Source organism: Streptomyces sp. NPDC012510, from assembly GCF_042955065.1.
Taxonomy (GTDB): domain Bacteria; phylum Actinomycetota; class Actinomycetes; order Streptomycetales; family Streptomycetaceae; genus Streptomyces.
Genome location: NZ_JBIBEN010000022.1, coordinates 33,094 through 51,306 on the forward strand (window position 1 = coordinate 33,094; position 18,213 = coordinate 51,306).

Below are 18,213 nucleotides of genomic sequence, written 5' to 3' on the forward strand. Positions count from 1 at the left end.
CCCTGGCCAACCCCAGGAGAACCTCCCATGACAAGCGCGGCTCCTGATACGAGACCGCACGGCCCGGCATCCGTGCCCACCTCCGAGGTCGAGCTCTCCATCGGCGGCATGACGTGTGCCTCCTGCTCGGCCCGCATAGAGAAGAAGCTCAACCGCATGGACGGCGTCACGGCGACCGTCAACTACGCCACCGAGAAGGCGAAGATCTCCTACGCGGACGGGATCGGTGTCGCCGACCTCATCGCCACCGTCGAGAAGGCCGGCTACACGGCCGAGGAGCCGCCTCCGCCCGCCCCGCCGACCGCCGAGGGGGGCGACGACGCCCGGGCGGCCGGCCCCGCGGTGGACAGGGAGCTGCTCTCGCTGCGGCAGCGTCTGCTGGGGTCGCTCGCGCTGTCGGTGCCGGTCGTGCTGATGGCCATGGTCCCGGCCATGCAGTTCGACAACTGGCAGTGGCTGTCACTGACGCTGGGCGCACCGGTCGTCGTCTGGGGCGCGTTCCCCTTCCACAAGGCCGCGTTCACCAACGCCCGGCACGGCGCCGCGACCATGGACACCCTGGTGTCCCTCGGCACGCTCGCCGCGCTCGGCTGGTCGCTCTGGGCACTGTTCTTCGGCGACGCGGGCATGCCGGGCATGCGGCACGGCTTCGAGTTCACGATCGCCCGTTCGGACGGCTCCTCCTCCATCTACCTGGAGGCCGCGGCCGGTGTCACGACGTTCATCCTCATCGGGCGCTACCTGGAGGCGAAGTCCAAGCGCAAGGCCGGCGCGGCCCTGCGAGCGCTGCTGGAACTGGGCGCCAAGGACGTCTCGGTACTGCGGGACGGCAAGGAAGTACGCGTCCCTGTCGCACAGTTGGCGGTCGGCGACCGCTTCGTCGTACGCCCCGGGGAGAAGATCGCGACCGACGGCACGGTGGTCGACGGGGCCTCGGCCGTGGACGCTTCGACACTGACCGGCGAGTCCGTGCCGGTGGACGTGACCGTCGGGGACGCCGTGACCGGCGCGACCGTGAACGCCGGGGGCCGGCTCGTCGTCGAGGCGACCCGCGTCGGCGCGGACACCCAGCTCGCCCGGATGGCGAGGCTGGTCGAGGACGCCCAGAACGGCAAGGCCGAGGTGCAGCGCCTCGCCGACCGTATCTCCGGCGTCTTCGTCCCCGCCGTCCTGTTCATCGCCGCCGCCACCCTCGGCGCCTGGCTCGGCGCCACGGGCGACGCTGCCGCCGCCTTCACGGCCGCCGTGGCCGTCCTGATCATCGCCTGCCCGTGCGCGCTCGGACTGGCCACGCCGACCGCGCTGATGGTCGGTACGGGCCGTGGAGCCCAGCTCGGCATCCTCATCAAGGGCCCGGAGGTCCTGGAGTCCACCCGTCGCGTGGACACCGTCGTCCTGGACAAGACCGGCACGGTGACCACGGGCCGGATGCAACTCCAGGACGTCCTCACCGCACCGGGCGTGGACGAGGGCGAACTGCTCCGCCTGGCAGGCGCCCTGGAGCATGCTTCGGAACACCCGATCGCCCGGGCCATCGCGGCCGGAGCCGAGGACCGGGCCGGCAGCCTGCCGGTACCGGAGAGCTTCGCGAACGTGGCCGGCCTCGGCGTACAGGGCGTCGTGGACGGGCACTCCGTACTCGTGGGCCGGGAGAAGCTCCTGAAGGAGTGGGCCATCGAACTGCCCAGCGAGCTGGCCAGGACCAAGGCCGCGGCAGAGGCCGAGGGACGCACAGCGGTCGCCGTCGCCTGGGACGGCGAGGCACGCGGCGTCCTCACCGTCGCCGACGCGATCAAGGAGACCAGCGCCGCCGCGGTGGAGGAACTGCGAGGACTCGGTCTGAAGCCCGTCCTCCTGACCGGCGACAACCAACTCGTCGCCGAGTCGGTCGCTCGGGCCGTCGGCATCGACGAGGTGATCGCCGACGTCCTGCCCGAGGACAAGGTCGACGTGGTGGTACGGCTGCAGAAGGAAGGCCGTACGGTGGCCATGGTGGGCGACGGCGTCAACGACGCGGCCGCGCTCGCCACCGCCGACCTGGGCCTGGCGATGGGCACCGGCACCGACGCGGCGATCGAGGCCGGCGACCTGACCCTCGTACGAGGTGACCTGCGGGTGGCCGCCGACGCGATCCGCCTGTCCCGCAGGACCCTGGCCACCATCAAGGGCAACCTGTTCTGGGCCTTCGGCTACAACGTCGCGGCCCTGCCGCTCGCCGCACTCGGCATGCTCAACCCCATGATCGCCGGAGCCGCGATGGCCTTCTCATCGGTCTTCGTCGTCACCAACAGCCTGCGCCTGCGGTCCTTCACATAGGCCGGGTCGAACAGAGGGGCTGACAGACCGGGGCGAACAGACCGGGGCGAACAGACCGGGAGCCGCCAAGGACGGCGATCCGAACGAAGCCCTGTCGTACACACCCGCGGAGCCCCGCTGCACAGCGCATGCCGCTACTGGCCTGACGTTCGAAACAGAGGGACGCAAGTGGAGTGGGCGCCAGGGCCGGGACACCCGGCCCTGGCTCCGGTTCTGCCTGACCGCACACCACCGGCAGGCCCAGCAGGCCCAGCGCCGCTTCGATGTCATGTCGCGGGCCCGGACCCGCCTGGTCGAAGGCATCGAGGCAGCCGGCCTGGACGAACGGGCCGTCTACGCCCTGCTGCCCGCATTCTCTGACGCGAAGGTCCGCCGCACCGTCTACCAGCAGGACGCCGACCTCAGCGACCAGCAAGCCATCCGCGACATCCGGGAACTCGTCGCCCGAGGCTGGCGGCTCGTCCCCCACGGAAAGGCCCAAGCCTAATGGATGCCGACTCTGGTTCGACGCCTCCGGCACCGCATCCGGGCGGCTGCACCTTCGATTCCCGACGGCCAAGGGCTGCGACATCGCCGACCACAACGCCGCCCTGACATACGCAGGCAGCCCGGCATCCGAGATCTTCCGATACACCGGCCGGCCACCAGGGACGGCAACGGAATGCGCTGCCTCCGGCTGCCGCTGTCACGGACGGCTTGAGCACCTTCACCGCGTGGCGGAGTTCTTCGAGCGCTTGCCGGCCCGGCGCAACGCGGACGCGCTACTGGTCTTCTGCTTCGACCTCACCAAGGAGGAGACCACCCGGCTCGACGATCTCAGCATGCCGGTCATCTCCATCAGCCAGCACGTCGAAGGCCGGCCCAGCGTCTACGTCGACGACGTCTCCGCCGCCTGCAAGGCCACCCGCCATCTGATCAACCTCGGACACCGCCGGATCGCCTTCGCCCACACCGTCAACGCCCGCGGCTTCACCTTCAGCTCTCGTGAGCGCCTCCTCGGCTACCGGCAGGCGCTCACCGAGGCCGACATACCACTGGACGACGATCTGGTCGTCACGACCCCGCCCCGCGACAAGCGCGGCACCACCCAGGCCATCGGGAGCCTGCTGAGCCTGCGCGAACCACCCACCGCGATCTTCGCCGAGCAGGACGAACTCGCCGCGGCTGTCGTCTCGGCCCTGCGCACTGTACAGGTCGAGGTACCCGAAAGGATCTCCGTCCTCGGATTCGACGACCAGCTGATGGCCGAGTGGCTCGACCTGTCCACCGTCGCCCAGTCGCCCTCCGACATGGGCCGCGCCGCCGTTCGAACTGGCCCTGGAACTCATCAACGATCCCGAGACGGACCACGGCCGGCACATCGTCCTGCCCACGCATCTCATTCCCCGTGGGACCACAGCCCCACCGCCTGCTATCCCCAGCGACCAGGAAAGCGCGGAGGGGCCTTCGAAGGGCACAGGCCGGACACGCTGACGATCGCCAAACGGGGCCGGAACATATGCGTCCCGGCCCCGTTTGGCTGCTTGTAATTCTGCGCTGAACTCCACCACTTCAGCGACGTGGTGGAGTTCAGTTGTTGAAGCGGAACTCCACGACATCCCCGTCCTGCATCACATACTCCTTGCCCTCCATGCGCGCCTTGCCCTTGGCGCGGGCCTCGGCGACCGAGCCGGTCTCCACCAGGTCGGCGAAGGAGATGACCTCGGCCTTGATGAAGCCCTTCTGGAAGTCGGTGTGGATGACACCGGCCGCCTCGGGGGCCGTCGCGCCCTTCTTGATGGTCCAGGCGCGGGATTCCTTGGGGCCGGCCGTGAGGTAGGTCTGCAGGCCGAGGGTGTCGAAGCCGACACGGGCCAGGGTGGCGAGGCCCGGCTCCTCGGCGCCGACCGACTCCAGCAGCTCCATCGCGTCGGCCTCGTCCAGCTCGGCGAGGTCCGCCTCCAGCTTGGCGTTGAGGAAGATCGCCTCGGCGGGGGCGACCAGGGCTCGCTGCTCGTTCTTGAAGTCCTCGTCGGTCAGCTCGTCCTCGTCGACGTTGAAGACGTACAGGAACGGCTTGGTGGTGAGCAGGTGCAGGTCGTGAAGGAGCTCCTCGTTGCCGGAGCCCTGCACGATGCCCTGGGAGAAGAGGGTGTCGCCCTTCTCCAGGATCTCCTTGGCGGCCTCGACCGCGGCGACCTTCGGCGCGACGTCCTTCTTGATCCGCGACTCCTTCTGGATGCGCGGCAGGACCTTCTCGATGGTCTGCAGGTCGGCGAGGATCAGCTCGGTGTTGATCGTCTCGATGTCGTCCTTGGGCGAGACCTTGCCGTCGACGTGGACGACGTTCTCGTCCTGGAAGGCACGGATGACCTGGCAGATCGCGTCCGACTCGCGGATGTTCGCGAGGAACTTGTTGCCGAGGCCCTCGCCCTCGCTGGCGCCGCGCACGATACCCGCGATGTCGACGAAGTCGACGGTCGCCGGGAGGATCTTCTGCGAGCTGAAGATCTCGGCCAGTTTGGCCAGGCGCTCGTCCGGGACGCCCACGACGCCGACGTTCGGCTCGATCGTGGCGAACGGGTAGTTGGCCGCCAGCACGTCGTTCTTGGTCAGGGCGTTGAACAGGGTCGACTTGCCGACGTTGGGCAGACCGACGATTCCGATCGTGAGCGACACGTTTGCGACTTCCCGTATGTAGGAGGGCCAGGCGGCCGGGGCTGGAGCGGCTGGGCCTGGGGCCGGCCCGGAGCCTGTCCGGCGGATCGCGCCCCAGCGGCCGGAGGGCCGGCCGATCCCCCAGTTTACGGCGTACCGGCACACGCCCCGGCGAGGTATCGAACGCTTGGCCAAGGTCCGCTCGGCGGCGTGTCTGTGAACCCGTTCGGCACATTAACCGACCTAGGTTGGACGAGTGGAGCAGCAGCAGAGGACGTACCCGCCGAATCCCCCTCGGACCGGGCCGCGGCGCGGCACCACGCCCCTTCCACCGCAGGCGGACAGAGAGGGTCGGCGCCCCGGCGTGGGGGACCCGCGTCGTGCTCCGGTCGTGCGCGGGCCCGTGCCGCTTCCGGTTCGAGCCGTGCGGCGCGTCGCGCGGGCCGTGCGCGGGATGCCGGAACCACGCCTCACCGGGCTGGGCTGCGGGCTGTTCTGCGGGGTGGCGATGTTCGTGGCGGCCGGCCTCGGCAGGCTGCTGTTCGACGCGTCCCCTGCCCTGTACGGAATGCTGTTCCTTGTGGTCAGCGCCTTGACCGCGGTGTGGGTGCGGCCCTGTGACCTGGCTGGCGCCCCGGTCGTCGTACCGATCGCCTTCGCTGCCGGTCTGCCGCTGGTCGCCCAGGGCGAGGGCGGACTCGGCGACCACCTGATGGCCCTCGTCACCACCCTCGCCATGCAGGCGGGCTGGCTCTACGGCGGCACGCTCGTCGCCGGGGTGATCGTGACCGTCCGCAAGGTCCGGCTGATGGCCCGGCGAGCGGCCGAACGGAAGTGGGAGAGGGAGAAGGAGAGGGCTGGGGAGGCCGGGGAGAGGAACGGGGGGAAGGGTTGGGTGGAGGTGCAGGGGCAGGTGCGGAAGCCTGGTGCCCAGGCCCGGCCCCTGCACGACAGCCACCCGCTCGGTCCTCGCCCTCCGAGGCCCCCGGCCCAGCCCCGCCGAACGGCCCTCTAGTACGCCTTCGCCGCCCGCATCGCCGCGCCCACGATGCCCGCGTTGTTCTGCAACTGGGCCGGGACGATCTCCGCCTGGATGCCCTCGATGAGGGGGAGGAACTTCTGGGACTTGCGGCTGACGCCGCCGCCGATGATGAAGAGCTCGGGTGAGAAGAGCATCTCGACGTGGGCGAGGTACCTGGTGACGCGCTTGGCCCAGTGCTCCCAGGTCAGCTCGTGGTCGTCCTTGGCCTTGGTGGAGGCGCGGGTCTCGGCGTCGTGGCCGTTCAGCTCCAGGTGGCCCAGCTCCGTGTTGGGGACGAGGACGCCGTCGGAGAAGACGGCGCTGCCGATGCCCGTGCCGAAGGTGAGCAGGATGACCGTGCCCTGACGGTCGCGCCCCGCGCCGAACTGGACCTCGGCGACGCCCGCCGCGTCCGCGTCGTTGACCACGGTCACCGGCAGGCCGCCGAGCCGGTCGCTCAGCAGGGCGCGCGCGTCGACGTCGATCCAGCTCTTGTCGACGTTGGCCGCAGTACGGATCGTGGCGCCGCCGGTGACCACGCCGGGGAAGGTGATGCCGACCGGCCCGGTCCAGCCGAAGTGCTCGACGACCTCCTTGACCCCGTCGGCCACCGAGTCGGGCGTCGCCGGGTGCGGGGTCAGTACCTTGTGCCGCTCGTCCGCCAGGTCGCCCAGGTCAAGGTCCACGGGAGCACCCTTGATCCCGGAACCACCGATGTCCACGCCGAAGATGTGCATGGCCCTACGTTACGTCGTACGACTGACAGTCACGGACGCGAGGGGAGCCGACCGCCGCCGACGGCCGGAATCCTCACGGGCTCGAACGCGTACGGCCCCGGAACCTTCACACGCTCCGGGGCCGTACGCGGTGGTCAGGGGGTCAGGCGCCCTGTCCGGTGCGCTCGGCGACCAGGGAGGCCGCCTCCTCGCGCAGGTCGCGGCGGAGCTCCTTGGGCAGGGAGAAGGTGATCGACTCCTCGGCGGCCTTGACCAGCTCGACGTCCTCGTAGCCGCGCTGGGACAGCCACTCCAGGACCTCCTCGACGAGGATCTCCGGGACGGAGGCGCCCGAGGTGACACCGACCGTCTCCACACCCTCCAGCCAGGCCTCCTCGATCTCGCTGGCGAAGTCCACGAGGTAGGCCTCACGGGACCCGGCGAGCTTGGCGACCTCGACGAGGCGCTTGGAGTTGGAGGAGTTGCGGGAGCCGACGACGATGACCAGCTCGGCCTCGGCGCCCATCTGCTTCACGGCGAGCTGACGGTTCTGCGTGGCGTAGCAGATGTCGTCGCTGGGCGGCGAGACGAGCAGCGGGAACTTGTCCTTGAGCGCGCCGACCGTCTCCATCGTCTCGTCGACGGAGAGCGTGGTCTGGGAGAGCCAGACGACCCGGGAGGGGTCGCGGACCTCGACCTTGGCGACGTCGCCGGGGCCGTCGACGAGCTGGATGTGGTCCGGTGCCTCACCGGAGGTGCCGATGACCTCTTCGTGGCCCTCGTGCCCGATCAGGAGGATGTCGAAGTCCTCGCCGGCGTACCGGATGGCCTCTTTGTGGACCTTGGTGACCAGCGGGCAGGTCGCGTCGATGGTGGCGAGCTTGCCGCGCGCGGCCTCCTCGTGGACGGTCGGGGCCACGCCGTGCGCGGAGAACATCACGATGTTCCCCTCGGGGACCTCCTCCGTCTGCTCGACGAAGATGGCGCCCTTCCTCTCCAGGGTCTGCACGACGTACTTGTTGTGGACGATCTCGTGGCGGACGTAGATGGGGGCCCCGTACTGCTCCAGGGCCTTCTCGACGGCGATCACGGCACGGTCGACACCCGCGCAGTAGCCGCGCGGGGCGGCGAGGAGGACACGGCGGCGGCCAGGCGAAGCGGTCATGTCTTCCATCGTAGGGGGTGCCCTGGCGCGGCCTTCGCCACGAGATGGCGGGACGGAGGTGAGGGACGGGTCGTTGGGCGGGTGCGGGTGCGGGTGCGTGGGGCTTCTCGCGCAGTTCCCGGCGACCCTTAGGCCTACGGTCCTTTGGCGCCGCAAAGGCAGGGGCGCAGCCCTGCTTCTTCAGGGGCGCGGGGAACTGCGCGAACGGCCACGAACCATCCGCACCCGCCGACGCACAGTCACCCCCCACCCCCACCCCCACCCCCTCCCGCGCTCGTCGGCGGCTTTGTCGGCACCCCCCGCTACGCTCGGCGCATGGCTCTCAACACGTCGGCCGAATCACCCCTCCCCGTCGGCGAGGTCTCCCGGCTCATCGGCGGCTGGATCGACCGGCTCGGCGCGGTGTGGGTGGAGGGGCAGATCACCCAGTTGTCGCGGCGCCCGGGCGCGGGGGTCGTGTTCCTCACGTTGCGGGACCCGTCGCACGACATCTCCGTGAGCGTCACCTGTTTCCGCCAGGTGTTCGACGCGGTGGCCGATGTGGTGAGCGAGGGCGCGCGGGTCGTCGTCCTGGCGAAGCCCGAGTGGTACGCGCCGCGCGGGCAGCTGTCGTTGCGGGCGACCGAGATAAGGCCGGTGGGGGTCGGTGAACTGCTGGCCAGGCTGGAACAGTTGAAGAAGTCCCTGGCGAGCGAGGGGCTGTTCGCGACCGAACGGAAGAAGGCGCTGCCGTTCCTGCCGCAGCTCGTCGGGCTCGTCTGCGGCCGGGCCTCGGCGGCCGAGCGGGACGTGCTGGAGAACGCGCGGCACCGCTGGCCGGCCGTCCGTTTCGAGGTGCGCAACGTCGCCGTGCAGGGTGTGCACGCGGTGCCGCAGGTGGTGCAGGCGGTGAAGGAGCTGGACGAGCTGGACGGCGTGGACGTCATCATCGTGGCGCGCGGCGGCGGCAGCGTGGAGGACCTGCTGCCGTTCTCCGACGAGCAGCTCGTACGGGCGGTGGCGTCCTGTCGTACGCCGGTGGTGTCGGCGATCGGTCATGAGCCGGACACCCCGCTGCTGGACTATGTGGCGGACCTGCGGGCGTCCACGCCGACCGACGCGGCCAAGAAGGTCGTGCCGGACGTGGGCGAGGAGTACGAGCGGGTGCGGTGGCTGCGGGACCGCGCGCGGCGGTGTGTGGAGGCGTTCGTGGAGCGTGAGGAGCGCGGGCTCGCGCACGCCCTGGCGCGCCCGTCGATAGAGGATCCGCACCGCATGATCGACGAGCGTGCCGACCAGGTGGCCTCGCTGCTGGACCGGGGCCGGCGTTGCCTCGGGCACCATCTGGACCGCGCGGTCTCGGAGTTGACGCACACGCACGCCCGTGTGGTGGCCCTCTCCCCGGCGGCGACACTCCAGCGGGGGTACGCGGTGCTGCAGAAGGCCGACGGCCATGTGGTCCGGGCGCCGGGCGAGGTCACGCCCGAGGAGCCGTTGCGGGCGCGGGTGGCCGAGGGCGAGTTCACCGTCCGGGCCGACGGGGCCGGGACTGTCGGAGGGGACGCATAGGGTGGGCCGCATGACCAGCAACGTGAGCGAGGCCGACGGGACGACCGAGGCGACCGTGTCCTCCGAGGCCGACCGCGCCCTCGGGTACGAGCAGGCGCGGGACGAGCTGATCGAGGTCGTCCGGCGACTGGAGGCGGGCGGTACGACGCTGGAGGAGTCCCTCGCCCTCTGGGAGCGCGGCGAGGAGCTGGCCAAGGTCTGCCGGCGCTGGCTGGACGGGGCGCGGGCGCGGCTGGACGCGGCGCTGGCGGAGGAGGACGAGGAGCGTGAGGGGGGCGGTCGCGCCGGGTGACGACCATCCGGTCGGTCTGCTCGCCCGTGCCGCCTTGTGAGAAGTAGATCACCCCACTCCACCCACATCTTTAGTTGAAATTTGAACTTCCTTCGCGTAGGGTCGAGGACCTACACCGGATGCCGCAAGAAGGTTGTCTCATGTCTCTCGTTCTCGACCCCTCCGCCCAGGACCTGCTGTTCCGTGAGGCGCACACCGCCCACACGTTCACCGACGAGCCGGTGACCGAGGAGCAGGTGCAGGCGATCTACGACCTGGTCAAGTACGGTCCGACCGCCTTCAACCAGACCCCGCTGCGCATCGTCCTCGTCCGCTCCGCCGAGGCCCGTGAGCGTCTGGTGCCGCACATGTCCGAGGGCAACCAGGCCAAGACGGCCTCCGCCCCGCTGGTGGCGATCCTCGCCGCGGACAACGAGTTCCACGAGGAGCTGCCGTCCCTGTTCCCGGCGTTCCCGCAGGCCAAGGACCTCTTCTTCGCTGAGCGGGGGGCGCGCGAGTCCGCCGCCGGAATGAACGCCGCCCTCCAGGCCGCGTACTTCATCATCGGCGTCCGCGCCGCGGGCCTGGCCGCCGGCCCGATGACCGGCTTCGACCACGCCGGTGTCCAGAAGGAGTTCCTGGACGGCGACCACACCCCGCTGATGATCGTCAACATCGGCAGGCCCGGCGAGGGCGCGTCCCACCCGCGCTCCCCGCGCCTGGGCTTCGACGAGGTCGTCACCACGGTCTGAGTGCGCGTAGGACAGCAGTCGCGACGAAGGGCCCCGGCATCGCCGCCGGGGCCCTTCTTCCGTTCACGTCGCGCGCGTCACCCGCCGGTGGCGTCCGACACGGGCTCACGCCCCGCACGGTCACTCCGTCTTGAGCGCCTCGGCCATCTTCGTCAGCCGGTCGAACGACGCCGAGCCCGCGACCACGGTCGTGGAGCCCTCGTGCTCCAGGACGAGGGCGTCGTAGCGGTCGCCCTCGTACCGGGTCCAGGTCTCGTCGCCGATCCTCTGGGTGGCCTCGGTCTTCTTCGCGTTCTCGGTGGCGTCCGGAATGAACCGGGACGGCTTCTCGGCGGACTGTTCGATCGCCACGTACTGGCCGTCGGGGTCGTGGAACCCGAGGTGCCAGCGGTCGGACTGGTCTCCGCGGAAGCGGACGGAGGTCGCCTTCCAGGTCTCGGGCAGACCCTCGGGCGCGGCCACCGGATAGGAGGCCGCGCGACGCGCCGTCAGCAGCTCGACGCGGTAGTCGACACGCTTGAGCTCCTGCTCGGTCTCGTCGTGCGGGATGAAGAGATAGATGACCCATGCCGCCAGCATGATGAGCCCCAGGGAGAGGACCATGTCGCGAACGGTCTGCTTGCCTTTCGTACCTGCCACACCCTCATCGTCGCAGGTGCGGTGGCCCGCTCATCCGTGGGGTCCCCTGCTCATTTTGTCGGACTGACGATAGAGTCGAGCGGAACCCTCATCCGGCCGTCGTCGTATCAGAAAGGTGCGCTCCGATGACCGAGAACAATCATCTGCCGTCCGAGCTCGAAGTCCCCTCCGAGGCCCCCGACCGGAACCTCGCCCTGGAGCTCGTACGGGTGACCGAGGCGGCCGCGATGGCCGCGGGCCGCTGGGTCGGCCGCGGGGACAAGAACGGGGCGGACGGAGCGGCGGTGCGCGCCATGCGGACGCTGGTCTCCACCGTGTCGATGAACGGCGTCGTCGTGATCGGGGAGGGCGAGAAGGACGAGGCTCCGATGCTCTTCAACGGCGAGCGCGTCGGTGACGGCACCGGCCCGGAGTGCGACATCGCCGTGGACCCGATCGACGGTACGACGCTGACGGCCAAGGGCATGACCAACGCGATCGCCGTTCTGGCGGCGGCCGACCGGGGGACGATGTTCGACCCGTCGGCCGTCTTCTACATGGACAAGCTGGTCACCGGGCCCGAGGCGGCGGACTTCGTCGACATCGACGCGCCGGTGTCGGTGAACATCCGCCGGGTCGCCAAGGCCAAGCGGTCCGCGCCGGACGATGTGACCGTGGTCATCCTGGACCGGCCCCGACACGAAGGGATCATCAAGGAGATCCGGGAAGCCGGGGCGCGGATCAAGCTGATCTCCGACGGGGATGTCGCGGGCTCGATCCTGGCACTGCGCGAGGGAACGGGCGTCGATCTGCTGCTCGGGGTGGGCGGTACGCCCGAGGGCATCATCTCCGCCTGTGCGGTGAAGTGCCTCGGCGGCACGATCCAGGGCAAGTTGTGGCCGAAGGACGACGCGGAGCGGCAGCGGGCGGTGGACGCGGGGCACGACCTCGACCGCGTGCTGACGACCGATGACCTGGTGTCCGGGGAGAACGTGTTCTTCGTGGCCACGGGGATCACCGATGGTGAGCTGCTCCGTGGGGTGCGGTACCGGTCGGAGACCGCGACCACCGATTCCATCGTGATGCGGTCGAAGTCGGGGACGGTGCGGCGGATCGACTCGGTGCATCGGCTGAGCAAGCTGCGGGCCTACAGCTCCATCGACTTCGAGAAGGCCAAGTAGCTCCCGGCACACCGAAGGAGAGGGGTGCCTCGACCGTCCGTCGGCTGCGCGTCGTACGTGGCTGGTCGCGCCCGCGCGGCGGAGCCGCATACGGATACGGTCCCGCGCCTTTGAAAAGCCCAAGCCGAAAGGGCGCCCTCTTTGTGCGGAGAGGGCGCCCTCGCGGGTGCGTAGGGGCGTCAGCCGGCCGCGGCTATGGTGCCCGTCGTCCTGGCGGCCTTCTGCAACTCCACATCCCGACGGCGCCTGCGGGCCAGGACCACTCGGCGTTCGGCCGCGGTGAGGCCGCCCCAGACTCCATAGGGCTCGGGTTGCAGGAGTGCGTGTTCTCGGCACTCGACCATGACGGGGCAACGGGCGCAGACGCGCTTGGCGGCCTCTTCACGGGAGAGCCGTGCCGCGGTGGGTTCCTTGGAGGGGGCGAAGAACAGCCCGGCCTCGTCACGCCGGCACACGGCCTCCGTGTGCCACGGGGCGTCCTGGTCCCTGTCGCGCACTGGCACCCGCTGGGGCGGCACGGCAGCGACCTGCAGGGACGAATGCGGCGGATGCAGCACGGTCTACTCCTGACGACGGCTTCGCGAGCGAGAGACGATGCAGCAAGGCCTACCCGCTGTGCGCGGGCCTATGCACTGAGTCCCGATCCGCTGGAATTCCGCGCCCTCACCCCGCGACCACAACCGGACCGGGGCCCTTCGGCCCGCGTCCGGGCATGGTCGAATTCACAAGCGTCAACGATCCTGGTGTTTGCGCAAATGATCGTCCACCTTGCGCGAGACGTGGTCCGTCACCCTGCCCAGGAGATCGGCGATCACCTTGCCCCGCTTGGGCTTCGCCTCGATGCTCCCGAGGACGGCCAACCCGTCCACGTAGACCACGGGTGCGTCGGTCTCACCCGAATCCAGCGCGTGCACCTCGAAGTTACCGAGGATGCCGGCGCCGCTTCCGCGCAACGAGACGTTCTCCGGGACGCGGATCTCGACGCTGCCGAAGACCGAGACGGCCTTGATCATCACCTGGCGGTGTTCGAACAGCGCCTCGCTGAGGTCTATCTCGACGCTGCCGAATATCGCGTAGGCGTGGATGCGGCGGCCGGCCCGCCAGCGCCCTTTGCGCATCGAGGCGCTGAAGACGGCCATCAGACGCTCGTCGGGATCGATCGGAATGGCCCCCGGAGTCGGGCGGTTGGGCACCGAGGAGACCGGCGGCACATACGCCCGGCTCGGCTTGCGGGCCTGACCGGCCGGCAGGTCCCGCACGAAGACATCCAGCTCACCCACCGTCTTGGCGGCCAGCACGCCCTCGACCCGCTCGGCGTGCTCCCCGGCGGTGAGGCGGCCCTCGGCGAGGGCGTCGCGCAGGAGGTCGGCGATCCGGTCACGGTCGGCGTCGGAGGCGCGCAGCTCGGCGGACGGCAACGGCGGTTCCTGGGTGGGGCGCTTGTGAAGGTCCACGACAGCAGAGTACCCACTCGCGATAGATCGCGACTAGGGGTGTGGACAACCTCGTGGGCGACGAACTGAGCCTTACCTCACAAGCCCGGCCTCCCCGCCAGGTTCTACGCTGGGGACGCCCCCGACGGAGCCCGGCCGCCGCCGGTGAGTGCACCGAAGGGGCGCGCCTGTGAGAACAGCCTGTCTAGTGAGGAATGGGCACCGATGCCTGAGTTCGAGTACACCGATCTGCTCCCCATGGGAGAGGACACCACTCCGTACCGGCTGGTGACCTCCGAGGGTGTCTCCACCTTCGAGGCCGACGGGCGCACGTTCCTCAAGGTGGAGCCGGAGGCGCTGCGCAAGCTGGCCGCCGAGGCCGTCCACGACATCCAGCACTACCTGCGCCCGGCGCACCTCGCGCAGCTGCGCCGGATCATCGACGACCCCGAGGCGTCGGGCAACGACAAGTTCGTCGCCCTGGACCTGCTGAAGAACGCGAACATCGCGGCCGCGGGCGTACTGCCCATGTGCCAGGACACCGGCACGGCGATCGTCATGGGCAAGCGCGGGCAGAACGTGCTGACCGAGGGACGCGACGAGGAGGCCCTGAGCCGGGGCATCTACGACGCCTACACCAAGCTGAACCTGCGCTACTCGCAGATGGCTCCGCTCACCATGTGGGAGGAGAAGAACACCGGGTCGAACCTGCCGGCGCAGATCGAGCTGTACGCCACCGACGGCGGCGCCTACAAGTTCCTGTTCATGGCCAAGGGCGGTGGTTCGGCCAACAAGTCGTTCCTGTACCAGGAGACGAAGGCCGTTCTGAACGAGGCCTCCATGATGAAGTTCCTGGAGGAGAAGATCCGTTCGCTGGGTACGGCCGCCTGTCCGCCGTACCACCTGGCGATCGTCGTGGGCGGCACGAGCGCCGAGTACGCGCTGAAGACCGCCAAGTACGCCTCCGCGCACTACCTGGACGAGATCCCGGCGGAGGGGTCGCCGCTCGGACACGGCTTCCGGGACAAGGAGCTGGAGGAGAAGGTCTTCGAGCTGACGCAGAAGATCGGGATCGGCGCCCAGTTCGGCGGCAAGTACTTCTGCCACGACGTGCGGGTCGTGCGGCTGCCCCGGCACGGCGCCTCCTGCCCCGTGGCGATCGCCGTGTCCTGCTCGGCCGACCGCCAGGCCGTCGCCAAGATCACCGCCGAGGGTGTGTTCCTGGAGCAGTTGGAGACGGACCCGGCGCGGTTCCTGCCGGAGACGACGGACGAGCACCTCGACGAGTCGTCGGACGTGGTGCGGATCGACCTCAACCAGCCGATGGACGAGATCCTCGCCGAGCTGACCAAGTACCCGGTGAAGACGCGGCTTTCGCTGTCCGGGCCGCTGGTCGTGGCGCGCGACATCGCGCACGCCAAGATCAAGGAGCGGCTGGACGCGGGCGAGGAGATGCCGCAGTACCTGAAGGACCACCCGGTGTACTACGCCGGCCCGGCGAAGACGCCCGAGGGGTACGCGTCCGGCTCCTTCGGACCGACCACGGCCGGACGCATGGACTCCTACGTCGAGCAGTTCCAGGCGGCGGGCGGTTCCAAGGTGATGCTGGCGAAGGGGAACCGGTCGCAGCAGGTCACCGACGCGTGCGGCACGCACGGCGGGTTCTACCTCGGCTCCATCGGCGGCCCCGCCGCCCGGCTCGCGCAGGACTGCATCAAGAAGGTCGAGGTCGTCGAGTACGAGGAGCTCGGGATGGAGGCCGTCTGGAAGATCGAGGTCGCGGACTTCCCCGCGTTCATCGTGGTCGACGACAAGGGGAACGACTTCTTCAAGGACCCGGCGCCGGCGCCCACGTTCACGTCGATTCCGGTGCGGGGGCCCGGGCCGGCGTAGGGAGTCACGCGGGGTTTCGGGGCGGTCGGGGGCTTTCTCGCCCCCGCCGCCCCTACCCGTTCCCCTCCCCAGGGGCGCCGCCCCTTCGGCCGCGGACCACTTCCGGGGGCTGCGCCCCGGGCCCCGCTGTCGCCCTTCGGGCTCGTCCTCGAACGCCGGACGGGCTGGATGTGGCCGGGCGACGTGACGTACCTGGCCGGCGAATCACCGGCGGTCCAGGGGCCGGCGGGTGCGATGCCGGCGGCCCCTGCAGGTGGTTCGGTGGGGTTTTATGACAGCTTCGCCATTTGGGCCTTCACGACCTCCGCCGGGAACTCGAAGTCCTTGCCCGTGGCGGCGGAGGCGATGTTGATGGCGGTGAAGTAGCCGAGGGTGCCGCCCTTGCGGAAGACGACGACCTTCATGGGGATCTTGGTGCCCTCGGCCTCGCTGAGGTAGTCGAGTGCGATGGCCTCGTCGGCGCCCTGCGGGGCGGTGGCCGTGGAGACCTTGGTCACGTCCTGGGCCGTGCCGTCGACCGTGACCTTGAACCCGTTCGCACAGGCCTCGGCCGAGGTGGCGAGGGACTTCATCACGGTCCGGGCTGCCGCACCGTCGTACGCGGACAGGCGGAGCAGGACCCGGGTGACGTCGAGGCCCGAGGTGCCGCCGCTCTTGGCGGCCTTGGCGGGGTCGATCTCGGCGGAGGTCTCGCGCTGTACGGTCGCGGACGGCTCGTCCACGACGCTGCCGACCATGGCGTAGGCGACCGGTGCGCAAGCGTCACTGCCCGGCTTGACATCCTTCCGGTCGATGGTGGCGGTGGGTTCGGCGACCTTGTGGCCGTCGACGTCCCCGTCCTTGATCACCGCCTTCTCCAGGTCGGCGGCGGAGAGGGCCGGCGCCTCGGAGCCGCCCTTGCCCGTGTCGCCCCCGCTCTCGCCGGAGTCGGAGCAGGCGGCCAGCAGGGTCAGCGACAGGGCGGCGACACCGGCCACACAGGACCGGCGTATGACAGCTCTTCTCAATGCACGTTCTCTCTTCGTACGGCGGACTCACGTCCCGGTGACGGTACTGCACGCCCATGACATCGGCGCGCGGGCATCGTCCTCACCACCCCTCACCGCCCCTCACCCACAAGGCGTACGGCCGGGAACATCACGGGCGGCCGGGACGCTGTACCGGACATGACTGACTACCGCGTCGAACACGACTCCATGGGTGAGGTCCGAGTGCCGGCGGACGCCAAGTGGCGGGCGCAGACACAGCGGGCGGTCGAGAACTTCCCCGTGTCGGGGCAGCGCATCGAGCGCGCCCACATCGAGGCCCTGGCCCGGATCAAGGAGGCCGCGGCGAAGGTGAACGCCGAACTGGGCGTGCTCGACAAGGACATCGCCGAGGCGATCCAGGACGCGGCCGCGGAGGTCGCGGAGGGGCGCTGGGACGAGCACTTCCCGGTGGACGTGTTCCAGACCGGCTCCGGGACGTCGTCGAACATGAACACCAACGAGGTCATCGCCACCCTGGCGAGCGAGCGGCTGGGCCGGGGCGTTCATCCCAACGACCATGTCAACGCCTCGCAGTCGTCCAACGACGTCTTCCCCTCCTCGATCCACATCGCCGCCACCGCCGCCGTGACGCGTGACCTGATCCCCGCCCTGGAGCATCTGGCCACGGCTCTGGAGCGGAAGGCCGAGGAGTTCGCGGACGTCGTGAAGTCCGGTCGTACCCACCTCATGGACGCCACACCGGTCACTCTCGGCCAGGAGTTCGGCGGGTACGCGGCCCAGGTGCGGTACGGGATCGAACGGCTGGAGGCCTCGCTGCCCCGCCTCGCCGAACTGCCCCTGGGCGGTACGGCCGTGGGCACCGGCATCAACACACCGCCCGGGTTCTCCGCCGCCGTCATCGCGGAGGTCGCCCGGACCACCGGACTGCCGCTCACCGAGGCACGGAACCACTTCGAGGCGCAGGGAGCGCGGGACGGGATCGTGGAGACGTCCGGTCAGCTCCGTACGGTCGCCGTGTCCCTCACCAAGATCGCCAACGACCTGCGGTGGATGGCGTCGGGACCGCGCACGGGCCTCGCGGAGATCTCCCTCCCCGACCTCCAGCCCGGGTCCTCGATCATGCCCGGCAAGGTCAACCCGGTGATCCCGGAAGCCGTGCTCATGGTCGCCGCGCAGGTCACCGGGAACGACGCCACCGTCACCACGGCGGGCGCGTCCGGCAACTTCGAGCTCAACGTCATGCTGCCGGTCATCGCCAAGAACGTCCTGGAGTCGATCCGGCTGCTCGCCAACGTCTCCCGACTGCTGGCCGACCGGACCGTCGACGGGATCGTCGCCCACCGGGAACGGGCCCGCGAGTACGCGGAGTCCTCGCCGTCGGTGGTCACCCCGCTCAACAAGTACATCGGGTACGAGGAGGCCGCGAAGGTCGCCAAGAAGGCGCTGGCCGAGCGGAGGACGATCCGGGAGGTCGTCCTGGAGAGCGGGTACGTGGAGCGCGGCGATCTGACGGCGGAGCAACTCGACGAGGCGCTGGATGTCCTGCGGATGACACGGCCGTGACGGAGCGACGGATTCCGGCCGCCTCGGGTGTCACGCTAGTAACCGATTCCCGTCAAGGCGTGAACCACGACAGGCACCGCAGCGTCGTATGCGCATGACATCTAATATCT

The 18,213-nt window shown here is 69.9% G+C and carries 17 protein-coding genes; 10 read left to right on the forward strand and 7 right to left on the reverse strand.

Annotated features, from left to right (window positions below; all coding sequences use genetic code 11):
- Positions 1–27: 27 nt before the first annotated feature.
- From ACFY9I_RS32675 to ACFY9I_RS32685, 3 genes are all read left to right on the forward strand, one after another.
- Complete coding sequence (locus tag ACFY9I_RS32675; RefSeq protein WP_391008143.1) at positions 28–2,316, forward strand: heavy metal translocating P-type ATPase; 2,289 nt, start codon at positions 28–30, stop codon at positions 2,314–2,316.
- 268 nt (positions 2,317–2,584) lie between these two features.
- Positions 2,585–2,803: a hypothetical protein gene (locus tag ACFY9I_RS32680; RefSeq protein WP_391008145.1), complete on the forward strand. Its 219-nt coding sequence runs from the start codon at positions 2,585–2,587 to the stop codon at positions 2,801–2,803.
- A 226-nt stretch (positions 2,804–3,029) separates the two neighbouring features.
- Positions 3,030–3,845, forward strand: coding sequence for a substrate-binding domain-containing protein (locus tag ACFY9I_RS32685; protein WP_391008147.1), 816 nt, complete (start codon positions 3,030–3,032; stop codon positions 3,843–3,845).
- A 40-nt stretch (positions 3,846–3,885) separates the two neighbouring features.
- On the opposite strand, the gene ychF is transcribed toward ACFY9I_RS32685, so the two are convergent.
- A complete protein-coding gene (gene ychF, locus ACFY9I_RS32690) occupies positions 3,886–4,974 on the reverse strand; it encodes a redox-regulated ATPase YchF (RefSeq protein ID WP_391008149.1) in 1,089 nt (362 codons plus the stop codon).
- A gap of 433 nt (positions 4,975–5,407) precedes the next feature.
- Here ychF and ACFY9I_RS32695 point away from each other — a divergent pair, with 433 nt between their 5' ends.
- Complete coding sequence (locus tag ACFY9I_RS32695; RefSeq protein ID WP_391008151.1) at positions 5,408–5,968, forward strand: DUF6542 domain-containing protein; 561 nt, start codon at positions 5,408–5,410, stop codon at positions 5,966–5,968.
- Here the strand turns inward: ACFY9I_RS32695 and ppgK are convergent.
- Together ppgK and ACFY9I_RS32705 are read right to left on the reverse strand one after the other, a co-directional pair.
- A complete protein-coding gene (gene ppgK / locus ACFY9I_RS32700; protein WP_391008152.1) occupies positions 5,965–6,711 on the reverse strand; it encodes a polyphosphate--glucose phosphotransferase in 747 nt (248 codons plus the stop codon). The two genes, ACFY9I_RS32695 and ppgK, sit on opposite strands and share 4 nt — an antisense overlap.
- A gap of 142 nt (positions 6,712–6,853) precedes the next feature.
- On the reverse strand, positions 6,854–7,864 hold the full coding sequence (locus ACFY9I_RS32705) for a 4-hydroxy-3-methylbut-2-enyl diphosphate reductase (protein ID WP_391008154.1): 1,011 nt from the start codon (positions 7,862–7,864) through the stop codon (positions 6,854–6,856).
- A gap of 306 nt (positions 7,865–8,170) precedes the next feature.
- Between ACFY9I_RS32705 and xseA the strand changes: the two genes are divergently transcribed.
- The 3 genes from xseA (at position 8,171) to ACFY9I_RS32720 (ending at position 10,426) form a co-directional block, all read left to right on the forward strand.
- Positions 8,171–9,403 (forward strand): exodeoxyribonuclease VII large subunit, encoded by a 1,233-nt coding sequence (gene xseA, locus ACFY9I_RS32710; protein ID WP_391008156.1) that lies wholly within the window; start codon positions 8,171–8,173, stop codon positions 9,401–9,403.
- A gap of 10 nt (positions 9,404–9,413) precedes the next feature.
- The gene (locus ACFY9I_RS32715; protein ID WP_391008158.1) at positions 9,414–9,695 is read left to right on the forward strand and encodes an exodeoxyribonuclease VII small subunit; all 282 of its coding nucleotides are present in this window, start codon (positions 9,414–9,416) and stop codon (positions 9,693–9,695) included.
- A gap of 140 nt (positions 9,696–9,835) precedes the next feature.
- Positions 9,836–10,426, forward strand: coding sequence for a malonic semialdehyde reductase (locus ACFY9I_RS32720; protein WP_391008160.1), 591 nt, complete (start codon positions 9,836–9,838; stop codon positions 10,424–10,426).
- A gap of 120 nt (positions 10,427–10,546) precedes the next feature.
- Here the strand turns inward: ACFY9I_RS32720 and ACFY9I_RS32725 are convergent, their stop codons facing one another.
- The gene (locus tag ACFY9I_RS32725; protein ID WP_391008162.1) at positions 10,547–11,065 is read right to left on the reverse strand and encodes a DUF4245 family protein; all 519 of its coding nucleotides are present in this window, start codon (positions 11,063–11,065) and stop codon (positions 10,547–10,549) included.
- Between the two features lie 125 nt (positions 11,066–11,190).
- Here ACFY9I_RS32725 and glpX point away from each other — a divergent pair, with 125 nt between their 5' ends.
- Positions 11,191–12,225 (forward strand): class II fructose-bisphosphatase, encoded by a 1,035-nt coding sequence (gene glpX / locus ACFY9I_RS32730; protein ID WP_391008164.1) that lies wholly within the window; start codon positions 11,191–11,193, stop codon positions 12,223–12,225.
- Between the two features lie 179 nt (positions 12,226–12,404).
- Here glpX and ACFY9I_RS32735 read toward each other — a convergent pair whose 3' ends face one another.
- Together ACFY9I_RS32735 and ACFY9I_RS32740 are read right to left on the reverse strand one after the other, a co-directional pair.
- Positions 12,405–12,782, reverse strand: a complete 378-nt coding sequence (locus ACFY9I_RS32735) for a WhiB family transcriptional regulator (RefSeq protein WP_391008166.1) — start codon at positions 12,780–12,782, stop codon at positions 12,405–12,407.
- Positions 12,783–12,956: 174 nt separating this feature from the next.
- Positions 12,957–13,679 carry a DUF1707 domain-containing protein gene (locus ACFY9I_RS32740; protein WP_391008168.1) on the reverse strand — a complete coding sequence of 241 codons (723 nt, stop codon included), beginning with the start codon at positions 13,677–13,679 and terminating at the stop codon, positions 12,957–12,959.
- A 204-nt stretch (positions 13,680–13,883) separates the two neighbouring features.
- On the opposite strand from ACFY9I_RS32740, the gene ACFY9I_RS32745 reads away from it, so the two are divergent.
- Positions 13,884–15,551 carry a FumA C-terminus/TtdB family hydratase beta subunit gene (locus ACFY9I_RS32745; RefSeq protein WP_391008170.1) on the forward strand — a complete coding sequence of 556 codons (1,668 nt, stop codon included), beginning with the start codon at positions 13,884–13,886 and terminating at the stop codon, positions 15,549–15,551.
- Between the two features lie 269 nt (positions 15,552–15,820).
- On the opposite strand, the gene ACFY9I_RS32750 is transcribed toward ACFY9I_RS32745, so the two are convergent.
- Positions 15,821–16,528: a hypothetical protein gene (locus ACFY9I_RS32750; RefSeq protein ID WP_391008171.1), complete on the reverse strand. Its 708-nt coding sequence runs from the start codon at positions 16,526–16,528 to the stop codon at positions 15,821–15,823.
- Positions 16,529–16,717: 189 nt separating this feature from the next.
- Here ACFY9I_RS32750 and ACFY9I_RS32755 point away from each other — a divergent pair, with 189 nt between their 5' ends.
- Positions 16,718–18,103, forward strand: a complete 1,386-nt coding sequence (locus tag ACFY9I_RS32755; protein WP_391008173.1) for an aspartate ammonia-lyase — start codon at positions 16,718–16,720, stop codon at positions 18,101–18,103.
- Positions 18,104–18,213 lie beyond the last annotated feature (110 nt).